The 24,452-nt window shown below is 40.9% G+C and carries 16 protein-coding genes; 5 read left to right on the top strand and 11 right to left on the bottom strand.

Annotated elements, in window-relative coordinates:
* Positions 1–80 precede the first annotated feature (80 nt).
* The 7 genes from CKV74_RS07705 to mdh form a co-directional block, all read right to left on the bottom strand.
* Positions 81–2,546 carry a glycogen/starch/alpha-glucan phosphorylase gene (locus CKV74_RS07705; protein ID WP_007243407.1) on the bottom strand — a complete coding sequence of 822 codons (2,466 nt, stop codon included), beginning with the start codon at positions 2,544–2,546 and terminating at the stop codon, positions 81–83.
* Between the two features lie 118 nt (positions 2,547–2,664).
* Positions 2,665–4,104, bottom strand: a complete 1,440-nt coding sequence (glgA, locus tag CKV74_RS07700; RefSeq protein ID WP_095176969.1) for a glycogen synthase GlgA — start codon at positions 4,102–4,104, stop codon at positions 2,665–2,667.
* Positions 4,105–4,211: 107 nt separating this feature from the next.
* A complete protein-coding gene (glgC, locus tag CKV74_RS07695) occupies positions 4,212–5,522 on the bottom strand; it encodes a glucose-1-phosphate adenylyltransferase (protein WP_007243375.1) in 1,311 nt (436 codons plus the stop codon).
* Between the two features lie 4 nt (positions 5,523–5,526).
* On the bottom strand, positions 5,527–7,518 hold the full coding sequence (gene glgX, locus CKV74_RS07690) for a glycogen debranching protein GlgX (protein ID WP_007243421.1): 1,992 nt from the start codon (positions 7,516–7,518) through the stop codon (positions 5,527–5,529).
* 133 nt (positions 7,519–7,651) lie between these two features.
* The gene (gene glgB, locus CKV74_RS07685; RefSeq protein ID WP_007243422.1) at positions 7,652–9,841 is read right to left on the bottom strand and encodes a 1,4-alpha-glucan branching protein GlgB; all 2,190 of its coding nucleotides are present in this window, start codon (positions 9,839–9,841) and stop codon (positions 7,652–7,654) included.
* 11 nt (positions 9,842–9,852) lie between these two features.
* Complete coding sequence (malQ, locus tag CKV74_RS07680; protein WP_007243417.1) at positions 9,853–11,949, bottom strand: 4-alpha-glucanotransferase; 2,097 nt, start codon at positions 11,947–11,949, stop codon at positions 9,853–9,855.
* A gap of 403 nt (positions 11,950–12,352) precedes the next feature.
* Positions 12,353–13,288, bottom strand: coding sequence for a malate dehydrogenase (mdh, locus tag CKV74_RS07675; protein ID WP_007243385.1), 936 nt, complete (start codon positions 13,286–13,288; stop codon positions 12,353–12,355).
* A 206-nt stretch (positions 13,289–13,494) separates the two neighbouring features.
* Here mdh and argR point away from each other — a divergent pair, with 206 nt between their 5' ends.
* Both argR and CKV74_RS07665 read left to right on the top strand, forming a co-directional pair.
* Positions 13,495–13,950: a transcriptional regulator ArgR gene (argR, locus tag CKV74_RS07670; protein WP_039847928.1), complete on the top strand. Its 456-nt coding sequence runs from the start codon at positions 13,495–13,497 to the stop codon at positions 13,948–13,950.
* Positions 13,950–14,813, top strand: a complete 864-nt coding sequence (locus CKV74_RS07665) for a TIGR01777 family oxidoreductase (RefSeq protein ID WP_007243390.1) — start codon at positions 13,950–13,952, stop codon at positions 14,811–14,813. Before argR ends, CKV74_RS07665 begins: the two co-directional genes overlap by 1 nt.
* 159 nt (positions 14,814–14,972) lie before the next feature.
* Here CKV74_RS07665 and folC read toward each other — a convergent pair whose 3' ends face one another.
* The 3 genes from folC to truA form a co-directional block, all read right to left on the bottom strand.
* Positions 14,973–16,283: a bifunctional tetrahydrofolate synthase/dihydrofolate synthase gene (gene folC / locus CKV74_RS07660; RefSeq protein ID WP_007243366.1), complete on the bottom strand. Its 1,311-nt coding sequence runs from the start codon at positions 16,281–16,283 to the stop codon at positions 14,973–14,975.
* A complete protein-coding gene (gene accD, locus CKV74_RS07655) occupies positions 16,276–17,163 on the bottom strand; it encodes an acetyl-CoA carboxylase, carboxyltransferase subunit beta (protein WP_007243398.1) in 888 nt (295 codons plus the stop codon). Before accD ends, folC begins: the two co-directional genes overlap by 8 nt.
* A 62-nt stretch (positions 17,164–17,225) precedes the next feature.
* A complete protein-coding gene (gene truA / locus CKV74_RS07650) occupies positions 17,226–18,011 on the bottom strand; it encodes a tRNA pseudouridine(38-40) synthase TruA (protein WP_007243416.1) in 786 nt (261 codons plus the stop codon).
* Positions 18,012–18,493: 482 nt separating this feature from the next.
* Between truA and CKV74_RS07645 the strand changes: the two genes are divergently transcribed.
* A complete protein-coding gene (locus tag CKV74_RS07645) occupies positions 18,494–19,363 on the top strand; it encodes an SPFH domain-containing protein (RefSeq protein ID WP_007243426.1) in 870 nt (289 codons plus the stop codon).
* Positions 19,364–19,867: 504 nt separating this feature from the next.
* Here CKV74_RS07645 and rplY read toward each other — a convergent pair.
* Positions 19,868–20,155 carry a 50S ribosomal protein L25 gene (gene rplY, locus CKV74_RS07640; RefSeq protein ID WP_007243378.1) on the bottom strand — a complete coding sequence of 96 codons (288 nt, stop codon included), beginning with the start codon at positions 20,153–20,155 and terminating at the stop codon, positions 19,868–19,870.
* A gap of 205 nt (positions 20,156–20,360) precedes the next feature.
* On the opposite strand from rplY, the gene CKV74_RS07635 reads away from it, so the two are divergent.
* Together CKV74_RS07635 and cas9 are read left to right on the top strand one after the other, a co-directional pair.
* Positions 20,361–20,975: a DedA family protein gene (locus tag CKV74_RS07635; RefSeq protein ID WP_007243369.1), complete on the top strand. Its 615-nt coding sequence runs from the start codon at positions 20,361–20,363 to the stop codon at positions 20,973–20,975.
* 284 nt (positions 20,976–21,259) lie between these two features.
* Positions 21,260–24,439 carry a type II CRISPR RNA-guided endonuclease Cas9 gene (cas9, locus tag CKV74_RS07630; protein ID WP_095176968.1) on the top strand — a complete coding sequence of 1,060 codons (3,180 nt, stop codon included), beginning with the start codon at positions 21,260–21,262 and terminating at the stop codon, positions 24,437–24,439.
* The last annotated feature ends 13 nt before the right edge of the window (positions 24,440–24,452 follow it).

Raw genomic sequence — 24,452 nt, 5'->3', positions numbered from 1 at the left:
ATTTTTAGAATAAAAAAAATCTGCCCTTAATTATGATTTTTAAGGGCAGATTTAAATTTTAAATTAAATACTAAAATAAATTAGTGTTCTAACTTCAAAGGCTCTACTTTCCAGATGTTTTTCGCATATTCAAGAATAGTACGATCCGATGAGAAGAATCCCATATTCACCATATTTTGGATAGTGCTAGCAACCCAGGCATCACGATCTTGATATTTTTTATCTACCGCTTTTTGCGCTTCCACATAACTGCGGAAATCAGCAAAAGATTGATAATAATCGTGGTATTGTAAGCCTTGGATTAGAGAGTGATAACGGTTCGGTTCTTCCGGTGAGAAATCACCACGAATAATCTGATCAATCACTTCACGTAGTTGTTCGTCATTTTGATAATAATCAAATGGACGATAACCTTCTCGACGTAATGCTTCAACTTGTTCAACCGTATTACCAAAAATAAAGATATGATCTTTACCGACGTTCTCTAAAATCTCAACGTTCGCACCATCAAGCGTACCTAATGTCAAAGCGCCATTTAAAGCAAACTTCATGTTACTGGTGCCTGATGCTTCCGTTCCTGCAAGAGAGATTTGCTCAGAAATATCCGCAGCAGGAATGATCAATTGTGCAAGACTTACACTATAGTTCGGGATAAACACCACTTTTAAACGACCTTTTAAGCGTTCGTCATTATTGATGACATTCGCTACATCATTAATTAAACGAATGGTTTGCTTCGCTGAATAATAAGCCGAAGCCGCTTTACCCGCTAAAATAAACACTCGAGGTTGCCAATCTTTTTCTGGATGAGCCAACATTTCGTTGTAACGAGCAACAATGTGCAACACATTAAGCATTTGACGTTTGTATTCGTGAATACGTTTTACTTGCACGTCAAATAATGCATGTGGATCTAAATCGATATTAAGTGTTTTCTTGACGTATTGTGCCAATTTCACTTTGTTATCGTATTTGATATCTGCAACTGCACGCTTAAATTCGCTTTCATTAGCAAATGCTTTGAGTTTTTCAATTTGGCTCAAATCACAGCGCCATTCGTTGCCAATATATTGATCAAACAATGCTGCTAATTTAGGGTTTGCTACAGCAAGCCAACGACGAGGTGTAATACCATTCGTAACGTTAGTAAAACGTTCCGGATAAATGCGGGCAAAGTCAGCAAAGGTTGAAGTCACCATAAGATCTGAGTGAATTGCTGCAACCCCATTTACTTTATGAGAACCCACAACAGATAACCAGCCCATACGCACTTTACGTTGATGCCCTTCCTCAATGAGAGATACGCGACGGATAAATTCCATATCGGTAGTCACGTAGGTTTTAACATACTCAAGGAAATGGTCATTGATTTCAAAAATCATCTGTAAATGACGAGGTAAGATTTTCGCCATCATTTCTACAGGCCAGGTTTCCAATGCTTCTGACATTAAAGTATGGCAGGTATAAGAGAAAATACGACGAGTTACATCCCAAGCGTTTTGCCATGAATAACCGTGTAAGTCGATTAAAATACGCATCAATTCAGGGATAGCTAATGTTGGGTGGGTATCATTCAAATGAATCGCCACTTTATCTGCAAGATTATCTAACGTACCGTGTGTTCTGAAATGACGGCGTAGGATATCCTGTAAAGAGGCTGACACTAAGAAATATTCTTGACGTAAACGTAACTCACGACCATTCCATGTGGAATCATCCGGATACAGTACGCGAGAAAGGTTTTGGTTAGCTGAACGGGTGGCTACCGCTGCTAAGTGATCACCACGGTTGAATTCTTCTAAATTAAAGGTTTCTCCACCATGTGCTGACCATAAACGTAACGTTGATGCCGAATTATTTTTATAACCAGGAACCATTTGGTCATATGCAAGTGCAGTTACTTTTTCAGCCGGCTTCCAAATACATTTTTTACCTTCAAAATAAATATGCCCACCAAAATCGATGCTAAAACGTTTTGACGGACGTATAAATTCCCAAGGAGCACCTTTTTCTAACCAATCATCCGGACGTTCAACCTGCTGACCATTTTCAATTTTTTGACGGAACATACCGTATTCATAACGAATACCGTAGCCCATTGCAGGAATAGCCAATGTTGCAAGGGAATCCATAAAACAGGCTGCAAGACGGCCTAAACCACCATTACCTAAACCAGGATCCACTTCTTTTTCGATAATCTCTTCCAAATCAACGTTTAATTCGGCTAAAGCAGCTTGGGTTGTAGTATAAATATCCTCGGCAATCATCGCATTGGAAAGCGTACGACCGATTAAAAATTCCATAGAAAGATAATAAACCCGACGAGTTTCTTCCGCACGGGATTGACGAGCGGTGGTAATCCACCCTTCTGTCACCAAGTCGCGTACCGCATAAAGCGTTGCATTTAGCCAATCACGTTGACTAGCCTCTTTCGGGGAACGACCAATTAAGAAAATTAATTTATAAACGATAGCTTTTTTCACACCTTCAACATCAACTTCTGGTCGATGGTAAAGAAATGGTGAATCAAAGTTGTCCATAATCATAGAAAGTAAAACCTCAAATAAAAAAAACGCGCAAATGTTAGCCTGTTTTATCAAAAAAACAACAAAAATCCCTCCTCAAAGCGATTTATTTTTGAGGAGGGAAGTCAATCCATTGAATTTATTGGCCTAAAATACCTTGATAAAGCCGCTCATATTGAGCTGCCGCATTTTTCCAGCTAAAGTCCTGTGCCATTGCATCATTGCGAACCATCGCCCAAACACGCGGTTTTTGCCAAAGTGCAAAAGCATGTTTTAAAGTAGCACGCAATTCATCAGCTGTCGGTTCTTGGAAAGTAAAGCCGCTAGCCAAATGAGCTTTTATCGTCTCACTAGTACTGTTAGTGACCGTATCGGCCAAACCACCCGTAGCTCTTACCAATGGCAGAGTACCGTATTTCAAACCATACAGCTGGGTCAAGCCGCAAGGTTCAAAGCGACTTGGTACTAAAATCGCATCTCCACCGGCAAGCATTAAGTGTGAGAGAGCTTCATCATAACCGATTTTTACCGCAATATTTTGCGGATAACGCTCAGCTAATTGACAAATGCCCTCTTCCAAATACGATGCTCCAGAACCAAGAATCGCCAACTGGCCGCCCTGTTTAACGATTTCATCAGCACTTTCAATTAGTAAATCAACCCCTTTTTGCTCGGTTAAACGAGTAACCATGACAAACAACAATGCGTCTGGTTGTTGTGGCAAATTGAAATAAGCCTGTAATTCTGCTTTATTTTTCTTTTTACCGGCAACCGCTTTTGGTTTGTAATGATGATTAATATACTGATCACAGGTTGGATTCCAAATTTGTTCATCCACCCCATTAAGGATACCAACCAAGCGCCCGCTTTCACTTAGGTCAGTCAGTAAGCCCTGTAAACCATAAGCAAATTCAGGAGTAGTAATTTCCTTCGCATAAGTCGGGCTTACCGCTGTAACTACATCTGAATAATAAAGCCCTGCCTTCAAGTAGGAAATCTGGCCAAATAACTCCAAGCCCTCAACATGGAACATCGAGTATGGCAAGCCTATTTCTGCTAAATGGCGATAATGGAACTGGCCTTGATAGGCTAAATTGTGAATGGTAAACACCGACTTGGCTGGACGTCCTTTATAAAATAAATAAGCCGCAGTAAGGCCAGCATGCCAATCATGGGCATGTACCACTTCCGCTCGCCACCAGCTATCCAGACCATCGGCTAATTCAGCACCGACCCACCCCAACAAGGCAAAACGTTTATAATTGTCGGCGTAATCGTTGTAATTGGCATCGTGATACGGATTACCTTCACGTTGATATAAATGCGGAGCCTCAATCACATAAATACCAAGACCTTGGTATTCACCGTAACGCAACACAATGTGGCCGGCAAAATTGTGAAACTCTGTCACTACTTGAGTTTCGCCAAGCCCAGCAACAATTTGTGGGTAACCCGGTAACAAAATGCGGGTATCCATGCCGATATCTTTTTGAGCAAATGGCAATGCCCCTAACACATCGGCCAAGCCCCCCGTTTTTAATAATGGATATAACTCCGAGCAAACATGTAATACTTTCAAAATAATTTCCTTGTTTAATTAGTTTTTAAATCAACTATAACAAAATCAATAAGTTAGCATTCATTTTAGAGAAAACGCCGCGAAACGACACGGCGTTTTAAGCTCAATTAATCTAAATGCTCATCACTAAAGACTTCTTCACCCTGTAACTTTCTCAACATAGTTTGTGTAACTAACACCACTTTACCTGTAGAACTGAGTCGGAAACGTTTACTATCAAGTGCTTTATCTACACCGATTTCCATGCCATCTGGAATAATACAATGACGATCGATAATACAATCTTTCAATGTACAATTTTTGCCGATTTGTACTTGTGGTAAGACTACGCAGTGATCAACAGAAGATCCTTCATTGATTTTGATGCGATCAAATAACACCGAATTACTAATGGATGCATCAGTAATTACGCAACCGCCACCAATCAGAGAATTATCCACAGGTTTCACATTGGCGTTTTTATAGAAGAATTTGGATGGATAAGCCTGTACCGGGTTACCGCGGATTGGCCAATTTTGGTCATAAATATCCAATTGTGGATTTTCTGAGACCAAGTCAATATTGGATTGCCAGAAGCTGTCAAGTGTCCCCACATCACGCCAGTAAATTTCCCCTTCAGTATTACGTCCCATGCAAGAACGGCTGAACGGATGAGCGTAAAGCACTTCTTCTTGTAAACATTTTGGTAATACGTCTTTACCAAAATCGTGAGATGTACAAGGAGTGTTCACTTCTTTATCTAACATATTGTAGAGATAATCAGCATCAAATACATAAATCCCCATGGATGCCAAGGAAATGTCCGGTTTACCAACCATTGCCGGTGGATCTTTCGGTTTTTCAACGAAAGCTTTTACCTTAAGATTTTCATTTACCGCCATTACACCAAATTCACTCGCTTCAGAACGAGGAACTTCAATACAACCAACGGTACATTTCGCACCGCTTTTTACGTGATCCATCAACATCACGCTGTAATCTTGTTTATAGATATGGTCACCAGCAAGAATCAAAATATATTTCGGACGGTAGTGGTTACGAATAATTGCCATATTTTGATACACCGCATCAGCTGTACCGCGATACCAAGTGGAATTATCAATTTGCTGACGAGCCGGCAACATATCCACAAATTCGCCGCGCTCTTGTGGTAAAAATGACCAACCGGTCTGCAAATGACGTAACAAGGAGTGAGCCGCATATTGGGTGACGACACCAATACGATTAAGACCTGAGTTAATACAGTTGGAAAGAGCAAAATCAATAATGCGACGATTACCGCCGAAATATAACGCCGGTTTGGCTCGTTTATCGGTTAACTCATGTAAACGGGAACCCCGACCACCGGCTAAAATCAGTACTAAAGTATCTTTAACCAATTCATATTTATTTAGATCATTTTTCATAACAAACTCCATAGTTTTAATCCTTTATATGTTCCAACACTTCAAATGCCATACCACTCACGTCACATTGTTGAAGCATTACATTTGCATCACCATCAATCTTTTGCCACTGCCCGGTTGGCAAATGAAAAGATTGTGGCTCGGTTTTCGCATTAACTAAGAAAAGATACTGTCCGTCCAACATCACTTGTAACGCCTTGCTTTTCCGATTATGCCAATCGTCGAGGGTCATGGGGTTGCCCCCACAATTCAGCCACGCGACATTTTCATCCGACCACCAAATTTCCCGCTGCAAACTTTGAATTTTTTTCCGTAATGCAATAGTTCGCTTGGTAAAGTCAAATAAGGTGTGGTTAAAATCATCCCATTTTAACCAGGTTATTTCGTTATCTTGGCAATATGCATTGTTATTGCCATACTGGCTGTTGCCGAATTCATCGCCGGCAAGTAGCATCGGCACACCATTGGCCAATAATAAAGAGGCTAATAATCCTTTTGCTGATAAAATGCGGCTATTCTCAACCTCGCCTTGCCATTTATCGGCTAAATCCAGTTGAGTACCTTCAATTCCATGGTTGTAGCTATAATTTTCGTTGCGACCATCACGATTCTCTTCGCCATTCGCTTCATTATGTTTATGGTTATAGCTGACCAAATCCCGCAACGTAAAACCATCATGAGCGGTAATAAAATTTAAGCTGCCGTATGGTAATCGCCCTTCGCGATTAAAAATATCGCTGGAGCCCGCAAAACGCTCAGCAAACGCACCTGCTTCACCACTTTTCCATAACCAAAAACGGCACATATCATCCCGAAAACGATCATTCCATTGTGAAAAATAGGCCGGGAAACGTCCCACTTGATAACCGTAATGTCCAATATCCCAAGGTTCGGCTATTAATTTAATATTTTGTAAGATTTCGTCCTGTTCCATTTCGGCAAACAATTTGGCATTTGGATTGAAATCCGGTGTTTCACGTCCAAGTACGGTCGCTAAATCAAAACGAAAACCGTCCACGTGACACTCTGTTACCCAGTAACGCAAACAATCCAACAACCATTTACGGGTCACATCATTGGCAAGATTGAGCATATTGCCGCACCCCGTCCAATTGATGTAATCGCCCTGCTCGTTTTGCCAATAATAGGTTTTATCATCAATACCGCGCTGACTAAATGCTGGGAACGCTTTTTCCGATTCTGCCGTGTGGTTAAACACCACGTCTAAAATCACCTCGATGCCCGCTTGGTGCAAAGCCTTTACCATGTTCTTAAACTCATGTAATGGCTGTTTTGAATCAGCAGCGTAACTCGGTTCTAGAGCAAACATAGCTAATGGGTTATATCCCCAATAATTACGTAGCCCTTTTTCCTGTAAATGTGGTTCATCAATAAAGAAATTCACCGGTAATAATTCAAGGCTGGTAACGCCCAAGGCCTTAAAGTAAGCAATATTTTCTGGGTGTGCTAAGGCAGCATAACTACCACGAATGTCTACAGGAATACGTGAATTGAGTTGACTGAAACCTTTAATATTCAATTCATACACAATAGTTTGTGCCCAAGGAATAGAAGGTTTGCAATCTCCTGTCCAATCAAAGGTCTCATCAATAATACGGCCCTTAGGAGCAACTGCCGCATTATCCCGTTCGTCAGATAGTAAGAAAATTGAGCGAGCCTCCGGTGAGCTTAAGTCCGGCTTATGGCTAACGGCTTTAGCATAAGGATCAAGCATTAACTTTTGCGGATTTGCTAACGTACCATCATTTTTACCAGTGATTCGAAAAGCATACTCATCATTTAACTCCACGCCTTCCATCGCTAAATGCCAAATATCATTGCTTTGACTCATCGCAAAACGGCTTTCTTTGCCATCACGAAATAGGCAAAGCTCAACGGCATTTGCAGCTGTCGAAAACAGCGCAAAATTCGAAATTTGTCGACCATTTACCTGAGTCTGCGAATAACCCATTGGTGAAGGTTTGCCATTGTTATAAATACTAAACATCGTTTCTTCGTTATTATGCTTTTATTACTATTGGTTACTTTGCCCTGATAGCAAACGCCCCTGCATTTTTCAAAATTTTTGCTAAAAACACCTCTAACTAATTGATTTTATTAGAGGTGTTTAAAAAAACAAATTACCCGTTATATTTCAAATAGATAGTTGCTAATGGCGGAATGGTTACACTAATCGAATTTTCCCGACCGTGGCTGGCAATCTCTTCACTTTCAACCAATCCGAAATTTCCCAAGTTTGAACCTTGATAATACATAGAGTCCGTATTCAAAATTTCTTCGTATTTACCGGCTGTATTCACTCCAATGCGATAACCATCGCGTGGCACTGGGGTGAAGTTACTGATCACAATAATGCGTTCACCATCACTACTCTTACGTTCAAAAGCAAAGACTGAATTTTCTGCATCATCTACGACCAACCAATTAAATCCTTCCGGTTCACCATCTAATTCAAAGAGCGGTGCATGTTTTTGATAAATGCCATTCAGATCTTTTACCAATTGCAATACGCCTTTATGCCATGGGCCGCCTTGATTTTCATCAAGTAAGAACCAATCCAGACTTTCTTGATAATTCCACTCACGGCCTTGGGCAAATTCGTTACCCATGAATAATAATTTCTTGCCTGGATAACCCCACATATAGCCGTAGTAAGCCCGTAAGTTAGCAAATTTTTGCCACGCATCCCCCGGCATCTTGCCTAATAGAGAACACTTGCCATGTACCACTTCATCATGAGAAAGCGGTAATACGAAATTTTCGCTATATTGGTAAATCATCCCGAAGGTCATTTTGTCGTGATGATAACGACGATAAACAGGATCAAGCTGCATATAGCTTAAAGTATCGTTCATCCAGCCCATATTCCATTTGAAATTAAATCCAAGGCCACCGTTTTCCATCGGATGAGTCACCCCTCCAAAGGATGTGGATTCTTCCGCAATGGAAATCGCACCGGTCATTTCAGAATGGATTTTCCAGTTGGTATGTTTTAAAAATTCAATGGCTTCTAAGTTTTCACGACCGCCATATTGATTTGGGATCCATTGCCCTTCAGCACGACTGTAGTCACGATAAATCATCGAAGCTACCGCATCCACACGAATACCATCGATACCAAAGCGTTCAAGCCAATACAGCGCATTACTGGATAAGAAGTTCTTCACTTCATTACGACCATAGTTATAAATTAAGGTATTCCAGTCTTGGTGATAACCTTCACGTGGATCTGCGTGCTCATATAAGGCTGTACCATCAAAGGCAACCAAACCATGTGTATCACTTGGGAAATGTCCCGGCACCCAGTCTAAAATTACATTAATGCCTGCTTTATGGGCTTTTTCGACTAAACGTTTAAAAGCTTCCGGCGTACCAAAACGGCTGGTTGGTGAATACAGGCCAATCGGTTGATAACCCCAAGAACCATCAAAAGGAAATTCGGATAGCGGTAAAAATTCAATATGGGTAAAGCCCATATGTTTTACATAAGGAATAAGTTCATCGGCAATTTGATCGTAATCAAGCCAGAAATTATTTTCTAAATTACGGCGCCATGAGCCCAAATGCACTTCGTAAATAGAAATTGGTTGGTTGCGTTGGTTCGCTTTACGACGTTCCTCTGTCATTTCTACTACATCTGGCAACATACTAATTTCTGATGCGGTATCCGGACGTAATTGCGAACTGAAAGCATAAGGGTCAGCTTTTAAACGAAGATTGCCGTAGCAATCAATTAATTCAAATTTGTAGCGTTGGCCAAGGCTAGCTTTTGGTAAGAATAATTCCCACACACCACTTGCAGGATGGAAACGCATTGGATGACGACGACCATCCCAATAGTTGAAATCGCCCACCAAAGAAACCCGTTTAGCATTAGGTGCCCATACACGGAAATTTACGCCCGGTACACCGTCACATTCAATAAAATGAGCTCCCAATATTTCATAAGGGCGTAATAGAGAACCTTCCGCTAATAGCCATTGATCCAAGTCGTTAATCATTGGATGGAAACGATACGGATCTTCAATGATTTGAGCTTCCGCTCCCCAATACACTTTCAATTGATAGGCAAAGAAATGATGAATCTCCGGGACAACGGCAGCAAAAAAACCACGGTCATCTGCTTTCTCTAAGACAACCACCAAGGATTGACTTTCTTTATCAATTACCTCAACTTTATCAGCATCCGGCAATAACGCTCGAATCTCAATACCATTGTGAGTTTCATGCATACCTAACACGGCAAAAGGATCTGCTTGTTTGCCATCAAAAAATGAATTGATTACCGATTGGGCCACTAATTTCGTCATTACATGCTCCTTTATGCTTTACGAGCTTGATTAATTTGGGCGAAAAACGTTATTAAGTTTTCGTCATTAAAAATAAACTCTAAGGATTGTTTGATTTTCTTTTGCCAGTTTGGATATTCGGTTGAAGTTCCAGGCAAATTAAATGAAATTTCTTGAGCGGTTAAATTCTCTAATTGAATACCAATTAAGGCACTCTGACTGTTTGCCAAATAACGATGAATTTGGCGATTAAGATTATCGTGCATAGCCATAGTTAAGGCATCGCCTTGATAATCCGGCGGCAAATAGCCATCACGATGTAAGCTATCAAGCAAGGCTTGCTTATCGATAACCCGTTGTTCATATTTTTGTGCTAGCACATCGCCTTTTAAAATATTGAGTTCGTCAAACAATGCTAAATCACGACAATGCCAGAAACTTTGCAAGGAAGGCACATCGTGTGTACCAATGGTAGCAAAGGCATTACGCGGAAATTCGTTTACATACGGATATTGGCGATTGCGTTGAGCAAAATACAATACAAAATACGAGAAAATGCGAAACTCGTTCAGTTTCCAGCGAACTTCATCCGCTACCGTACCTAAATCTTCTCCGATGATCAGGCATTGATTACGTTGACTTTCAATCGCTAAAATAGCCATTAACTCATTGAACGGATAATGCACATAAACACCATCTGCCGCCGTTTTTCCTTCCGGAATTAACCATAAGCGGAATAATCCCATCACATGATCAATACGCAATACGCCAAAATGCCGCATATTCGCACGAAGCATAGCAACTACAGCTGCAAAGCCTATCGCTTTTAATTGGCTTGGATTATAAGGTGGTAAATTCCAGTTTTGTCCAACAGGGCCGAGCGGATCAGGCGGAGCACCAACAGATGCATTCACACAATAAAGTGATGGTTGCGACCATACATCCACACTACCGCGCGAACTATTCACTGCTAAATCACCGTAAATCCCCAAACGCATTCCCACTTTTTGGCAAAGAAGTTTCAGTTCATTCAGTTGCTGTTCGGTTAACCATTGCAACCATGCGAAAAAGTCAATTTCCGCTTTATATTGTTTAATTAATGCTTTACGTTTCTTTTCAGTGAGATGTTGCCATTCTTCACGCCAACCTAACCAGCCAATAGTATTTTCACTCGCTTGTTGATCGGCATGTTCAATTTTATCTAAAACATTAAACAGTCCTTGTAAAACCAATGCTTCTCCCTGTTCTTTCTGATAGGCGGAAAAAGCATCACGACGCTTGACGATTGCTGCAGATTTACTACGTTGGCTAAAGGCAAAGAGCTGTTCAAGAGCGTTTAACTTCAATGCGGTTACAGCACTATAATTAACGGCATCCTGCTCACGTAAAGCTTGGATTTGATTAGCAATATCGCTAGATTTAAACCAATTTTGTACGGATCTCGCCAATTTAAATTCTGGTAATGCTGTAATATCAAGATAAATGAAATTCAACCAACGACGTGAAGAAGAACTATAAGGACTCGCCCATTCAGGCACGGACGGATAAAGTAAATGTAATGGGTTAATCCCAACGAAGTCGGCTCCTTGCGCAGCACTTTGCTCAATCAAATAAGCTAAATCAGCAAAATCACCAATTCCCCAATTATGCTGAGAACGTAAGCTATAAAGCTGAACATTAATACCCCAAGCTTTTTGTTGTTCTAAGAAAGAGGGTTGATATGCTGTTCTTGGCGCAATTAAAAGTTGAACAGCAAAAACTTGCTGAGCGGCAAAAACTTCTAAACGATAATAGCCAAAAGACAAGGCAGGCAAGGAAAGGAAAACTGAAAACGGGATTGTATCTTCAAACAGAACTTGATTTTGCTCATTGAGCAATTGATAACGCAGAGAAGCATTAGGCGAAAGAGAAAGCTGGGTCAAATCATATTGAATTGGCTCGTTCTCAAACGCGCTCACTACATCATGGAACACCTGTTCTTGCCCGGTATTCGGTGGAAATTGTAATTGCTCGATAAAATAATCAATGGTTGTTGGCGATGCATAAATTAAATGCCCGTCAATATCATAATGGGAAAGAGAAATGCCAAGTTGTTCAGCGGATTGTTTCTGGGATGAGGACATTTGCATACGACTAACTTTTGGTACTACTTGTTAGGTAGTATATATAATCTAATAAAAAACTCGACTGATAGAACATAAAACTGTGATACAGATCATATTTAAATCGAGAAAAAAACAGACATCAGAGCTGATAAGCGCATTTTCCCGACAAAATCAGCTTTAAACCTTAAAAAACCAAAATATTTAAGGCAAAAAAAGTGCCACATTGATGTGGCACTACTCGGAAAGCAAAATAGATGTCGGCTATTTGGTATAGCACTTGTTTTTTGTGTGCGCAAGGATACGTAGGTAAGCCTTTTGATGCAAACGGATATTGTTAAATTTGTGAACTAAGTCACGATTTTTATTCACTTTTTTCTTTCGGCCAATAAAAAAGGAGCCCTTAGGCTCCTTATATTTTTAGGTTAAATTAGCCATTGATGAATTTTTCACCGAGTTCAATATCTGCGCGCAAAGTTGGCAACATAGATTCTAATGCTTGTTGTTCAAAAGCACTTAATGGGCCAATTGGTAAAATTTCTTCCACGCCATTTTTACCTAAACGCACCGGTTGAGAGAAGAAACGTGCATATTTACCATCACCTTCCACATAAGTACATTCCACTACAGTTTCACCACTCAAACCTTTCACTAATGAACGGGCAAAACGTGCTGCGGCTTGAGCCATGGAAAGTGTAGCTGAACCGCCACCGGCTTTCGCATTCACAACTTCGGTACCCGCATTTTGAATACGTTTAGTTAATGGTTCAATTTCACTATCTTGCCATTCCACGTATTGAACTTGAGATAACAAAGGTAAAATAGTTACACCTGAATGGCCACCAATTACCGGCACACTGGTGCGAGATACATTAAGATGTTTAAGTTCAGAGACAAAAGTTTCGGAGCGTAACACATCTAAGGTAGTTACCCCGAATAATTTACGTTTATCGTATACACCAGCTTTTTTCAACACTTCTGCCGCAATCGCAACCGTGGTATTTACTGGGTTAGTAATAATACCAACACAGGCATTCGGACAAATCGCCGCAACTTTTTCAATTAGCCCTTTCACAATACCGGCATTAATATTGAATAAATCAGAACGATCCATGCCCGGTTTACGTGCTACACCGGCTGAAATAAGAACCACATCGGCACCGCTTAATGCTTCACTCGGATCTTCTCCGGCAAAACCTTTTACTCTCACCGCGGTTGGAATATGGCTGACATCCACAGCCACGCCCGGGGTTACCGGTGCGATATCATATAAAGCCAATTCACTTTCGGCCGGCAATTGTAATTTCAACAATAATGCTAATGCTTGGCCGATACCGCCCGCAGCGCCTAATACTGCAACTTTCATAGAGTTCTCCTTATAGTTGAACAGTGGATTTAACTAATTCGAATGAGGTAAATTCTAGATTTTTAACAAAGAAATTACAAACACAGAACATCAATAATGAGATCTAGCTCAAATTTTTCGTATTTTTAGTAAAATCAATCGCTAAGGATTGCATTTTTATGCAAATCTATGCAGAATTTACGCAATTTATCCCTATAGGAATCGCCATGACAGAACAACTCAACAAAGCCTTCAAAGCCCTCTTGGCAGAGGAGCGATTTGCCTCACAAACGGAAATCGTTGAAGCCCTAAAAGCCCAAGGATTTGCCAATATTAACCAATCCAAAGTTTCCCGTATGCTAAACAAATTTGGCGCGGTACGAACCCGTAATACCAAGATGGAAATGGTTTATCGACTCCCAGCTGAATTAAGCGTCCCTGCCACTAGCAGCCCGCTGAAAAACTTGGTAACGGATATCGATCATAATGCAATGTTGATTGTGATAAAAACCACCCCAGGAGCAGCCCAGTTGATCGCCCGACTACTCGACTCTATCGGCAAACCGCAAGGCATTCTCGGTACAATTGCCGGCGATGACACTATTTTTGTTACACCGACCAGCGAAACCTCGATCGATGTGCTAATGGCTCAAATCCAAAGCCTTTTTGCAAGCAACCTCTAATGAAGATTCTTCTCACCGGCGGAACCGGCTTAATTGGCCGCGCATTGACCGAAAAACTCTTGGATAGAAACGATAATGTGACTATCCTTTCCCGCCAAGAGCATAAGAATAAAAAGGAATTAACCTTTGTGACAAGGTTAACTGATAATACCCGCTTTGATGCTATCGTTAATCTTGCCGGTGAACCAATTTTTGCCCATCGCTGGACTGTTCAACAAAAACAACGCATTTGCAATTCCCGCCTTGAACTTACCCGACATTTAGTAGAATTCATCAATCAAAGCTCAACACCACCACGCCTAATTTCAGGTTCAGCCTGTGGTTTTTATGGTGATCGCAAGGATTTATTACTCACTGAACAAAGTTCGCCCGCCGATACCTTCACCGGACGCTTATGCCAAGAGTGGGAAAAAACGGCACAACAGGCCAAAAGCTCGGTGGCCTTACTACGTACCGGCATAGTACTTTCGCCACAAGGCGGAGCATTAGCCGCCATGTTACCCTTTTATCGTTGCGCCTTGGGCGGTACAGTAGGCGGTGGACAGCAATATTGGAGTTGGATTGCCTTAGAAGATATGGTTAACGGCATTTTATTTCTGTTGGATAATCCGCACCTACAAGGGGCTTTTAATTTCACAGCACCCACTCCGATACGCAACCAAGAATTCAATCGTCAATTAGCCGCCCAACTCCACCGCCCCGCCATATTGCCTGCACCAGCTGTTGCGCTACGTTTAGCATTTGGCGAACGTGCCACAATTCTCTTAGATAGCCAACGTGCCATCCCACAACGCCTATTGGAGGCAGGTTTCCAATTCCGCTTCAGTCAACTGGCTGATTACCTCAGCTACGAGCTGGCTTAAAACGCCCCCATGGTTTTCAGAGTTTTTCCGAAAATAACACCTAACCCATTGATTTTATTAGCATTGATTAAAAAACAAATTATCCCAGCCATTTCATCGCTGTGAAATAAAAAAATCGCTGTCTCCTAATGGTCACAGCGATTTTTTCGTTTGGATAAGCTAAAGCATCTGCAGAAACTCACCAACGGTATGGAAAGAGCCAAATACCAACACCTTATCCTGCGGCGTTGCTTGGGCGATTGCTCGTTCAACACCTTCAGCAACACTATCAGCTAATTGTGACTTAGCATTCGGTTGAGTCGAGTACAATTTTGCTTGTAGCTCATCGGCTGTTTGTCCGCGAGGTCCTTGCAAGGTCACGCAAATCCATTGCTCGATTAATCCCTGAAGACGGGTAAATACCGCTTCTGCATCCTTATCTTTGAGCATGCCACAAACCGCAATAATTTTTCCTTGGTCTTTTAATCCGGCTAATTTTTCGGCTAAAAAACCTGCCGCATGCGGATTATGTCCCACATCTAAAATTAATTCAGGTAAGGATGCTAAGGCACAGCCTAAATTGACACTCAGGCGGTGTCGTTGAGCATCATTTAAGGATTGAAAACGTCCGGTCAATTCCACATCCTGCAACGATTTTCGAATATTCTGCGAAGTAATAGCAAAAGGTAATTGGTGCACTACCGCTAAGACTGTTGCGGCATTTGCCAGTGGAATACGACACAGTGGTAAATTCTCCCATTGGATATCGGCACAATGCCATGACCAGCTTTCCTGCCCAGACTCAAACATCCAATCTTTACCACGACGAAATACCATACATTGCAACTGCTCAGCCTGAGCTAACATGGATTGCGGCACATCAGGTTCACCAATCACCACAGGTTTTCCGGCACGGAAAATGCCGGCTTTTTCAAAGGCGATTTGCTCACGGCTATCACCTAAGAAATCGGTGTGATCGATATCAATGCTGGTAATCACAGCAATATCGCTATCCACGATATTGGTGGCATCCAAACGACCGCCTAATCCGACTTCTAAAATTACCACATCCAATTTGGCCTGCTTAAACAAATGTAATGCCGATAACGTACTAAACTCAAAATAGCTTAGGGATTCGCTTCGAGTATTTTCAATAAATGCAAAAGAGGCACAATGGGCGGCATCGGGTAATTCTTCCCCTTGAACACGCACGCGCTCGTTATAACGTAACAAATGCGGTGAGGAATATACGCCAACCCGCAATCCATGATTGATTAACAGGGTTTCTAATAGACGGCAAGTGGTACCTTTACCATTCGTTCCCCCCACAGTAATCACAAAAGGCGCAGGTGTGCGTAAATCCAATTCATCAGCAACCCGACGAATTCGTTCTAAGCCAAGATCAATTACTTTGCTATGGCTATTTTCTAAATAATAAAGCCACTCGGCGAGTGGCGAAGTGGCTTTTAATTGCGTGTTTCGTTTAAACATGTTCAACAATTTCGGCTTCTTTAAAAGGAGACGGTTGATTGGTCATTTTACTTAATAAATCGGCCAAGGTACGGCGCATCTCACCACGTTTGACGATCATGTCAATCGCACCTTTTTCCAATAGGAATTCACTACGTTGGAAACCTTCCGGTAATTTTTCCCGTACGGTTTGTTCAATAACCCGTGGGCCGGCAAAACCAATTAAGGCTTTTGGTTCGGCAATATTCACATCACCCAACATAGCAAAACTGGCTGACACACCGCCTAAGGTTGGATCGGTTAGTACAGAAATAAAAGGCACACCTTGTTCACGCATTTTTGCCAATACCGCGCTGGTTTTAGCCATTTGCATGAGAGAGAATAACGCTTCTTGCATACGCGCACCGCCACTAGCAGAAAAACACACAAACGGACAATTTAATTCCATCGCTTTTTCTGCCGCTCTCACAAACTTAGCACCAACTACCGAGCCCATTGAACCGCCCATAAAGGCAAAGTTTGATGCAGCAACAACAACCGGCATGTTGTAAAGTGTACCTTGCATAGTAATCAAAGCATCATTTTCACCAGTATCTTTTTGTGCGGCAGAAAGACGATCCTTATATTTTTTCAAATCTCTAAATTTAAGAATATCTTTCGGTTCAAGATCCGCCGACAACTCATGGCTTGAGCCTTCGTCCAATAGAGATAAAAGACGTTCGCGCGCATCGATTCGCATATGATGGCCACATTTCGGGCAAACATAAAGATTGCGTTTGACTTCTTCACCGTATAACACTTGTTCGCAAGAAGTACATTTGGTCCACACACCTTCCGGCACGTTAGCTTTACGTGAGGAAGAGGAAGTGCCCTTGCTAAAAATTCGATCAATCCAGCTCATTTGTTACCTTTTTTGACTGACTAAAAAATTCCGCGTATTTAAGCACATTTCAGGTGCTTTTTCTAGTCGGATAAGAACAACGGACCTAGCGGAGTTTGGGGAATCGCAAAGCGTGCCGGATACCCCACTTGCACCAAATAAAGTCCATACGGTTTTGCGGTAGGGGCCGCTAGACGGCGATCTTTTTGCGCCAATAATTCACCAATCCAGGCTACTGGCTGATGTCCAGCACCGACTTCCAACAAACTACCGACAATATTGCGCACCATATGGTGCACAAAGGCATTCGCCTGAATATCTACTACCACATAACGCCCATAACGACTGACTGTTAAATGATGTACGTTACGCCAAGGCGAGCGGGATTGGCATTGCGCAGCACGAAAACTGGAAAAATCATTTTCTCCCAATAACAACTGCCCCGCGGCATGCATTTTTTGCTCATCTAAATCCCAATGGCAATGGGTGACCCCCGCTGGTAAAATGGCAGGACGCAATTTATCGCAATATAAAATATAGCGGTAACGGCGAAATTCAGCGGAAAAACGGGCATGAAAATCCTCATCAACCTGCTTCGCCCAACGTACTGCTATATCATCGGGTAAATTTGCATTGGTACCAAAAGCCCAAGCCTTTTCTGGTCGTAACACATCGGTTTCAAAATGCACGACCTGACCGGTTCCATGCACGCCGCTATCGGTACGACCGGCACAAAACACCTCAATCGATTGATTAGCGATCGTGGAAAGTGCCTTTTCCAATGCCCCTTGCACCGAAGGTGCACTCTCCTGCCGTTGCCAACCATAATAGGCCGCACCGTTATATTCCACACCGAGGGCTATTTTCATGATTTTCTGCTCCGAATAAACATTTTTAGATCAACTATAATAAAATCAATGACTTAGAATCAATTTTAGATAAAACTTCCAAAAACGGCATGGCGTTTCTAAATGCCCTTTAATGATAAAACCCATTAATTCGGGCTTTTAAAAACCCTACTCAATTAAGCCCTTTGAAGAACCATACTTAAGTGCCTAAAACTAGCTGTTTATCCTAACATAATCAATAACTTGCTGCGATTTATTTTAATTTTAACGTCTTACTATGGCTATTTTATATTAGGCTAGTGAATGAAATATGCTATGATTCGGCCGCTGATTGATTCGGCTTGCCAGCAATCCTATTGGTATATTTCATGATGCCTTGGAATGATGAATGCGTGCTTTTAAACCTAGCCGAATATTGGGAACCACAATCAACCAAAATTAACTCAGCACCGCCTTTGGCGGTTTTTTATTTTTATTAAAAATACCCAAAAAAGAAGGAAAAAATGAAAAAATCAATCATGCATATTGCAATTGCAGCTGCTATTGCTTCATCACTATCAGCCTGTTCTCCATTCTCCGTTGACGAGGGAGAAATCGGATTAATCACCCGTTACGGTGAAATCCAAGAAACCAAATCCGCCGGTTTGCATTGGCGAAGCTGGCTTGAAGATGATGTAGTGTTCAGCACGCGTGAACAAAAAGTGACTATCGGAAGATTTGATGATTTTGGTGATGTCACCTCCGGTGTTGCCGCTTATACCCGCGATACCCAAACTGTCACTACGGCATTAACTATTACATTTAAATTAACCGATCCGGTGGCGGTGTATAAAAACTACCGCAACACAGAAAATATGATCAACCAACTGCTTGAACCTCGTAGCCGTCAAGCATTAGAGATCGTTTTCTCCCGCTATTCTGCGCAGTTGGCATTAGAAAATCGGGCACAATTAACCAACGATATTACGGCGCAAATTCGTGAGGCGGTACAAGGCTATCCACTTGAAATTACCTCCGTACAAAGCGTGATTAATTTCAACAAAGAATATGAAAGACGCGTGGAAGAAAGTGTTCAAAAGAACGTGGCAATCCAAACCGAAGAGCGTAATTTAATTATCCAACAGAAGAAAGCCGAGATTGCCCGTGTTGATGCGCAAGCAAAAGCCGATGCGGAAATTATCCAAGCAAAAGCTGACGCAGAAAAAGTTCGCTTAGCCGGTGAAGCCGAAGCGGCAGCCATTCGCGCTAAAGCTGAAGCATTAAAAGAAAACCGCCAATTGGTAGAATTAACTGCAGCCGAAAAATGGAATGGCGTACTACCAACAACCATGACGCCAAATGGAACCGTACCATTTATTAAACTAAATCAATAACATGAGCATTAGCGAAGTTAATGCAATTTAAGGCGGGATGGCATTGACTATCCTTTTACTAGATTTCAATTAGATAAAATGGAGTAACTGAATGTTTATCTTAGGTGTAATTTCCGGCATTACAATTGCCTTTGCCGTGCAAGCATTTTTTCGCCAATACAAATTGATTGAACGGAATAAAGAAGATCAATAACGAAAAAACCGTCCTAATGGACGGTTTTTTTATGCGCAAAATATGACTATTGATGACTTTAGTGTACTTTGAAATCCGCCCTTCTTCCCCATTATTCAGCACGGATAGCGGCTTTAATTCGGACAAGCCTAACAAGACTTCAATTTAAAATATCATCAAATAAAAAAGTCCCGTCAACAAATCGACGGGACTTTTCATGTCACAACAGGTTCCGAAACGTTTTTAAACTCATTGAGTTTATTAAGCTTTAAACCTAAAAATAAGAAAAGGTTTCGGAATTAAAATTGACTTTAGATAGCGTAAATACTGGATTATGCGCGTTTGAAGTCAATGTGAACCAATTTTGGTTTGAACGGGTGACGTTGCATCGCTTGCACTTTTACAGCCACTTCTTTGCCTTCGATCACAAGGGTGATTACATCGGAATAGAAGCTGTCGTGAACTTGCGCGTTGTTTACTTCGTCATGGTTTAAGATAACGGAAACAGGCGCTTCGCTGCCACCATAAACGATTGCAGGGATTTGACCATTGTGACGCAGGCGGCGGCTCGCACCCTTACCTTGCGCAGAACGAACTTCAGCGTTGAATTTAAATGCCATTTTTATGTTCTCTGTATGTAAAGTTAAAAATAAAAAAAATTGCAGGCGACCCAGCAATTTTCCTAAATGGGCTCAAAGCGAACTTTGAGGTCGCGGATTATAGAGGATTCATCGATAAACCGCAAATTTTTCTAGTCAAATTTGCAAATTTGCGTAAAACTTTTAAAATGTTGCGATTTTTTGAATCTTCGGGGTGATTGACCAAATGGAATTATTGATTAGCTTTTTTACCGATTACGGTTATTGGGCGGTATTTTTTGTTTTAATTATTTGCGGTTTCGGAGTACCGATTCCGGAAGATATCACCCTTGTTTCCGGCGGCGTCATTGCAGGACTTTACCCGGAAAGCGTCAATTCCCATTTAATGCTATTGGTCAGTTTGATCGGTGTACTGGCCGGCGATTCCTGCATGTATTGGCTTGGCCGCTACTATGGCGCCCGCATCCTCCGCTTTAAATTAATCCGCAAAGTAGTGACCTTACAACGCCTGCGTATGGTACGTGAAAAATTCGCTCAATACGGTTCAAGAGTGCTCTTTGTCGCGCGCTTCCTACCGGGTTTACGGGCACCAATTTACATTGTTTCTGGCATCACCCGTAAAGTGAGCTACCCACACTTCGTATTTATCGACTTCTGTGCCGCCATTATTTCCGTACCGATTTGGGTATACCTTGGTGAATTCGGTGCCAAAAATCTCGACTGGTTACACGCCCAAATTCAAAAAGGCCAAACTATTATTTATATTTTAATCATCGCGCTGGCTGCTTTCTTATTTTGGAAATGGAAAAGATCAAAAAAACAAACAAAATCAGATAAGTAAAATTGACAAATTAAATTCAAAAAAACGCTCAACATTTTTGTTGGGCGTTTTTTGTTTTACCATTTTCATATTTAAAATGTAAAAAAAGATGCCCCTTAAAACGAAGGTTTTAAGGGGCAGAACTTTGCGAGAAACTAATCTCTTATTGTAACAACGGTTTTCATTTCGCAGTGCTATTACAACGTTGTAAATTCTATCTTTTTATTTTTTTGCAGTCAATATACTCTTCATCCAAAAACTTGCTAAAATTTAACCATCTACTATAAATAAAAAGGAACCAAATTATGGAAAATAAGAACTTGCATTATATCCTTGGCTTAGATCTTGGCATTGCCTCTGTTGGTTGGGCTGTTGTTGAAATTGATAAAGAGGAAAATCCCCTATGCTTAATTGACGTTGGGGTGCGTACATTTGAACGAGCCGAAGTACCAAAAACAGGGGAAAGTCTAGCATTATCTCGCCGTTTAGCCCGCTCCGCTCGTCGATTAACTCAGCGTCGCGTTGCTCGCCTGAAAAAAGCAAAACGACTTCTAAAATTAGAAAATATCCTATTATCCACTGATGAACGTCTTCCTCATCAAGTTTGGCAGCTACGTGTCGAAGGTCTAGATCGTAAACTAAAACGCCAAGAATGGGCTGCTGTGTTATTACATTTAATTAAGCACCGTGGTTATTTATCTCAGCGTAAAAATGAAAGTAAAAGCGAAAATAAAGAGCTAGGCGCGTTATTAAGCGGTGTAGCCAGTAACCATGAATTACTGCAACAAACTACATATCGCACGCCTGCAGAACTTGCTGTAAAAAAATTTGAGGTCGAAGAAGGCCATATCCGTAACCAACAAGGCGCCTATACTCACACGTTTAGCCGACTAGACTTACTCGCCGAAATGGAACTCCTCTTCTCTCGTCAACAACACTTTGGTAATCCATTTGCTTCAGAAAAATTATTAGAAAATTTGACAGCACTTTTAATGTGGCAAAAGCCTGCCCTATCTGGTGAAGCCATTTTAAAAATGCTCGGTAAATGTACTTTTGAAGATGAATATAAGGCAGCTAAAAACACCTATACTGCAGAACGTTTTGTTTGGATAACAAAATTAAATAATTTACGTATTCAAGAAAATGGCTTAGAGCGTGCTTTAAATGATAATGAACGTTTAATTCTAATCGAACAACCTTATGAAAAAGCTAAATTAACTTATGCACAAGTACGTTCAATACTAAATTTATCTGATGAGGCAATCTTTAAAGGTCTCCGTTATTCCGGTGAAGATAAAAAAGCCATTGAAACCAAAACAACACTGATGGAAATGAAAGCCTATCACCAAATTCGTAAGGTATTGGAAGGTAATAACCTAAAAGCTGAATGGACGGAATTAAAGGAAAATTCAACATTATTAGATGAAATTGGCACAGCGTTTTCATTATATAAAACTGATGAAGACATCAGTACTTACTTAGCAGGAAAACTCTCTCAGCCTGTATTAAATGCCTTATTGGAAAATCTTAGTTTTGATAAATTTATCCAATTATCTCTTAAAGCTTTATATAAACTTCTGCCATTAATGCAACAAGGACTACGCTATGACGAGGCTTGTCATGAAATGTATGGCGATCATTATGGTAAAAAAACATATGGTAAAAAAACAGAAGAAAACCATTACTTCTTACCACAGATTCCAGCTGATGAAATTCGTAATCCTGTGGTTTTACGAACACTCACGCAGGCTCGTAAAGTGATTAATGGTGTAGTGCGATTATATGGTTCGCCAGCTCGTATTCATATTGAAACGGGACGCGAAGTCGGCAAATCTTACAAAGATCGTCGTGAACTAGAAAAACGTCAGGAAGAAAATCGTAAACAGCGTGAAAACGCAATCAAGGAATTTAAAGAATACTTCCCTCATTTTGCAGGTGAACCTAAAGCCAAAGACATTTTAAAAATGCGACTTTATAAGCAACAAAATGCAAAATGTTTATATTCCGGCAAACCTATCGAATTACACCGTTTATTAGAAAAAGGCTATGTAGAAGTCGATCATGCCTTGCCATTCTCCCGCACTTGGGATGATAGCTTCAACAATAAAGTACTAGTGCTTGCTAATGAAAATCAAAACAAAGGCAATTTAACCCCTTTTGAATGGCTAGATGGTAAACATAACAGCGAACGCTGGAGAGCTTTCAAAGCATTAGTTGAAACCAGTGCATTCCCTTATGCGAAAAAACAACGCATCCTAAGCCAAAAGCTTGATGAAAAGGGCTTTATTGAACGTAACTTAAATGATACGCGCTACGTTGCTCGTTTCTTATGTAACTTTATTGCAGATAATATGCACTTAACAGGTGAAGGAAAACGCAAAGTATTTGCTTCCAACGGGCAAATTACTGCTTTACTTCGTAGTCGTTGGGGATTAGCAAAATCACGTGAAGACAATGAGCGCCATCACGCTTTAGATGCCGTTGTGGTTGCTTGCTCAACCGTCGCTATGCAGCAAAAAATCACACGTTTTGTTCGTTTTGAAGCAGGCGATGTATTCACTGGTGAACGAATAGATCGTGAAACGGGTGAAATTATTCCATTACACTTCCCTACACCATGGCAATTTTTCAAACAAGAAGTTGAAATCCGAATTTTTAGTGATAATCCTAAACTAGAGCTAGAAAATAGATTGCCAGATCGTCCACAAGCAAATCATGAATTTGTCCAACCTCTGTTTGTATCTCGAATGCCAACACGCAAAATGACCGGTCAAGGACACATGGAAACCGTGAAATCCGCGAAACGTCTCAATGAAGGGATAAGCGTGATTAAAATGCCACTCACTAAATTAAAATTAAAAGATTTAGAATTGATGGTAAATCGTGAACGTGAAAAAGATCTTTATGATGCTTTAAAAGCTCGTCTAGAGGCGTTTAATGATGATCCTGCCAAAGCGTTTGCTGAACCTTTTATAAAAAAAGGCGGGGCTATTGTTAAATCAGTACGGGTAGAGCAAGTACAAAAATCTGGCGTATTAGTCCGTGAGGGTAATGGTGTCGCGGATAATGCTTCTATGGTGAGAGTAGATGTTTTCACTAAAGATGGAAAATATTTCCTTGTGCCAATTTATACCTGGCAAGTAGCTAAGGGTATTTTGCCTAATAAAGCTGCGACACAATATAAAGATGAGGAAGATTGGGAAGTGATGGATAACTCTGCAATTTTCAAATTTTCATTGCACCCAAATGACTTAGTAAAATTAGTCACTAAAAAGAAAACAATTTTGGGTTACTTTAATGGGCTTGACCGAGCAACAGGTAATATTGCTATTAAGGAACATGATCTAGAAAAATCTAAAGCAAAAGGCGGTATTCATCAAGGTGTTGGAATAAAACTAGCTCTTTCCTTTGAAAAATATCAAATAGATGAACTTGGGAAAAATATTCGTTTATGTAACCCAAGTAAATGCCAATCTGTTCGTTAATCTCAATTTAATC

This window comes from Haemophilus pittmaniae (assembly GCF_900186995.1).
GTDB lineage: Bacteria > Pseudomonadota > Gammaproteobacteria > Enterobacterales > Pasteurellaceae > Haemophilus_D > Haemophilus_D pittmaniae.
Note: the sequence above shows the minus strand (reverse complement) of the source record. Positions and strands in the feature narration are given on the sequence as shown.

Excerpts from the sequence above, each read along its gene's own strand:
- CKV74_RS07705 (WP_007243407.1), bottom strand. The coding sequence starts at position 2,546 with ATGATTATGGACAACTTTGATTCACCATTTCTTTACCATCGACCAGAA.
- glgC (WP_007243375.1), bottom strand. The coding sequence starts at position 5,522 with ATGGAGTTTGTTATGAAAAATGATCTAAATAAATATGAATTGGTTAAA.
- glgX (WP_007243421.1), bottom strand. The coding sequence starts at position 7,518 with ATGTTTAGTATTTATAACAATGGCAAACCTTCACCAATGGGTTATTCG.
- glgB (WP_007243422.1), bottom strand. The coding sequence starts at position 9,841 with ATGACGAAATTAGTGGCCCAATCGGTAATCAATTCATTTTTTGATGGC.
- malQ (WP_007243417.1), bottom strand. The coding sequence starts at position 11,949 with ATGCAAATGTCCTCATCCCAGAAACAATCCGCTGAACAACTTGGCATT.
- mdh (WP_007243385.1), bottom strand. The coding sequence starts at position 13,288 with ATGAAAGTTGCAGTATTAGGCGCTGCGGGCGGTATCGGCCAAGCATTA.
- argR (WP_039847928.1), top strand. The coding sequence starts at position 13,495 with ATGACAGAACAACTCAACAAAGCCTTCAAAGCCCTCTTGGCAGAGGAG.
- CKV74_RS07665 (WP_007243390.1), top strand. The coding sequence starts at position 13,950 with ATGAAGATTCTTCTCACCGGCGGAACCGGCTTAATTGGCCGCGCATTG.
- folC (WP_007243366.1), bottom strand. The coding sequence starts at position 16,283 with ATGTTTAAACGAAACACGCAATTAAAAGCCACTTCGCCACTCGCCGAG.
- accD (WP_007243398.1), bottom strand. The coding sequence starts at position 17,163 with ATGAGCTGGATTGATCGAATTTTTAGCAAGGGCACTTCCTCTTCCTCA.
- truA (WP_007243416.1), bottom strand. The coding sequence starts at position 18,011 with ATGAAAATAGCCCTCGGTGTGGAATATAACGGTGCGGCCTATTATGGT.
- CKV74_RS07645 (WP_007243426.1), top strand. The coding sequence starts at position 18,494 with ATGAAAAAATCAATCATGCATATTGCAATTGCAGCTGCTATTGCTTCA.
- rplY (WP_007243378.1), bottom strand. The coding sequence starts at position 20,155 with ATGGCATTTAAATTCAACGCTGAAGTTCGTTCTGCGCAAGGTAAGGGT.
- CKV74_RS07635 (WP_007243369.1), top strand. The coding sequence starts at position 20,361 with ATGGAATTATTGATTAGCTTTTTTACCGATTACGGTTATTGGGCGGTA.
- cas9 (WP_095176968.1), top strand. The coding sequence starts at position 21,260 with ATGGAAAATAAGAACTTGCATTATATCCTTGGCTTAGATCTTGGCATT.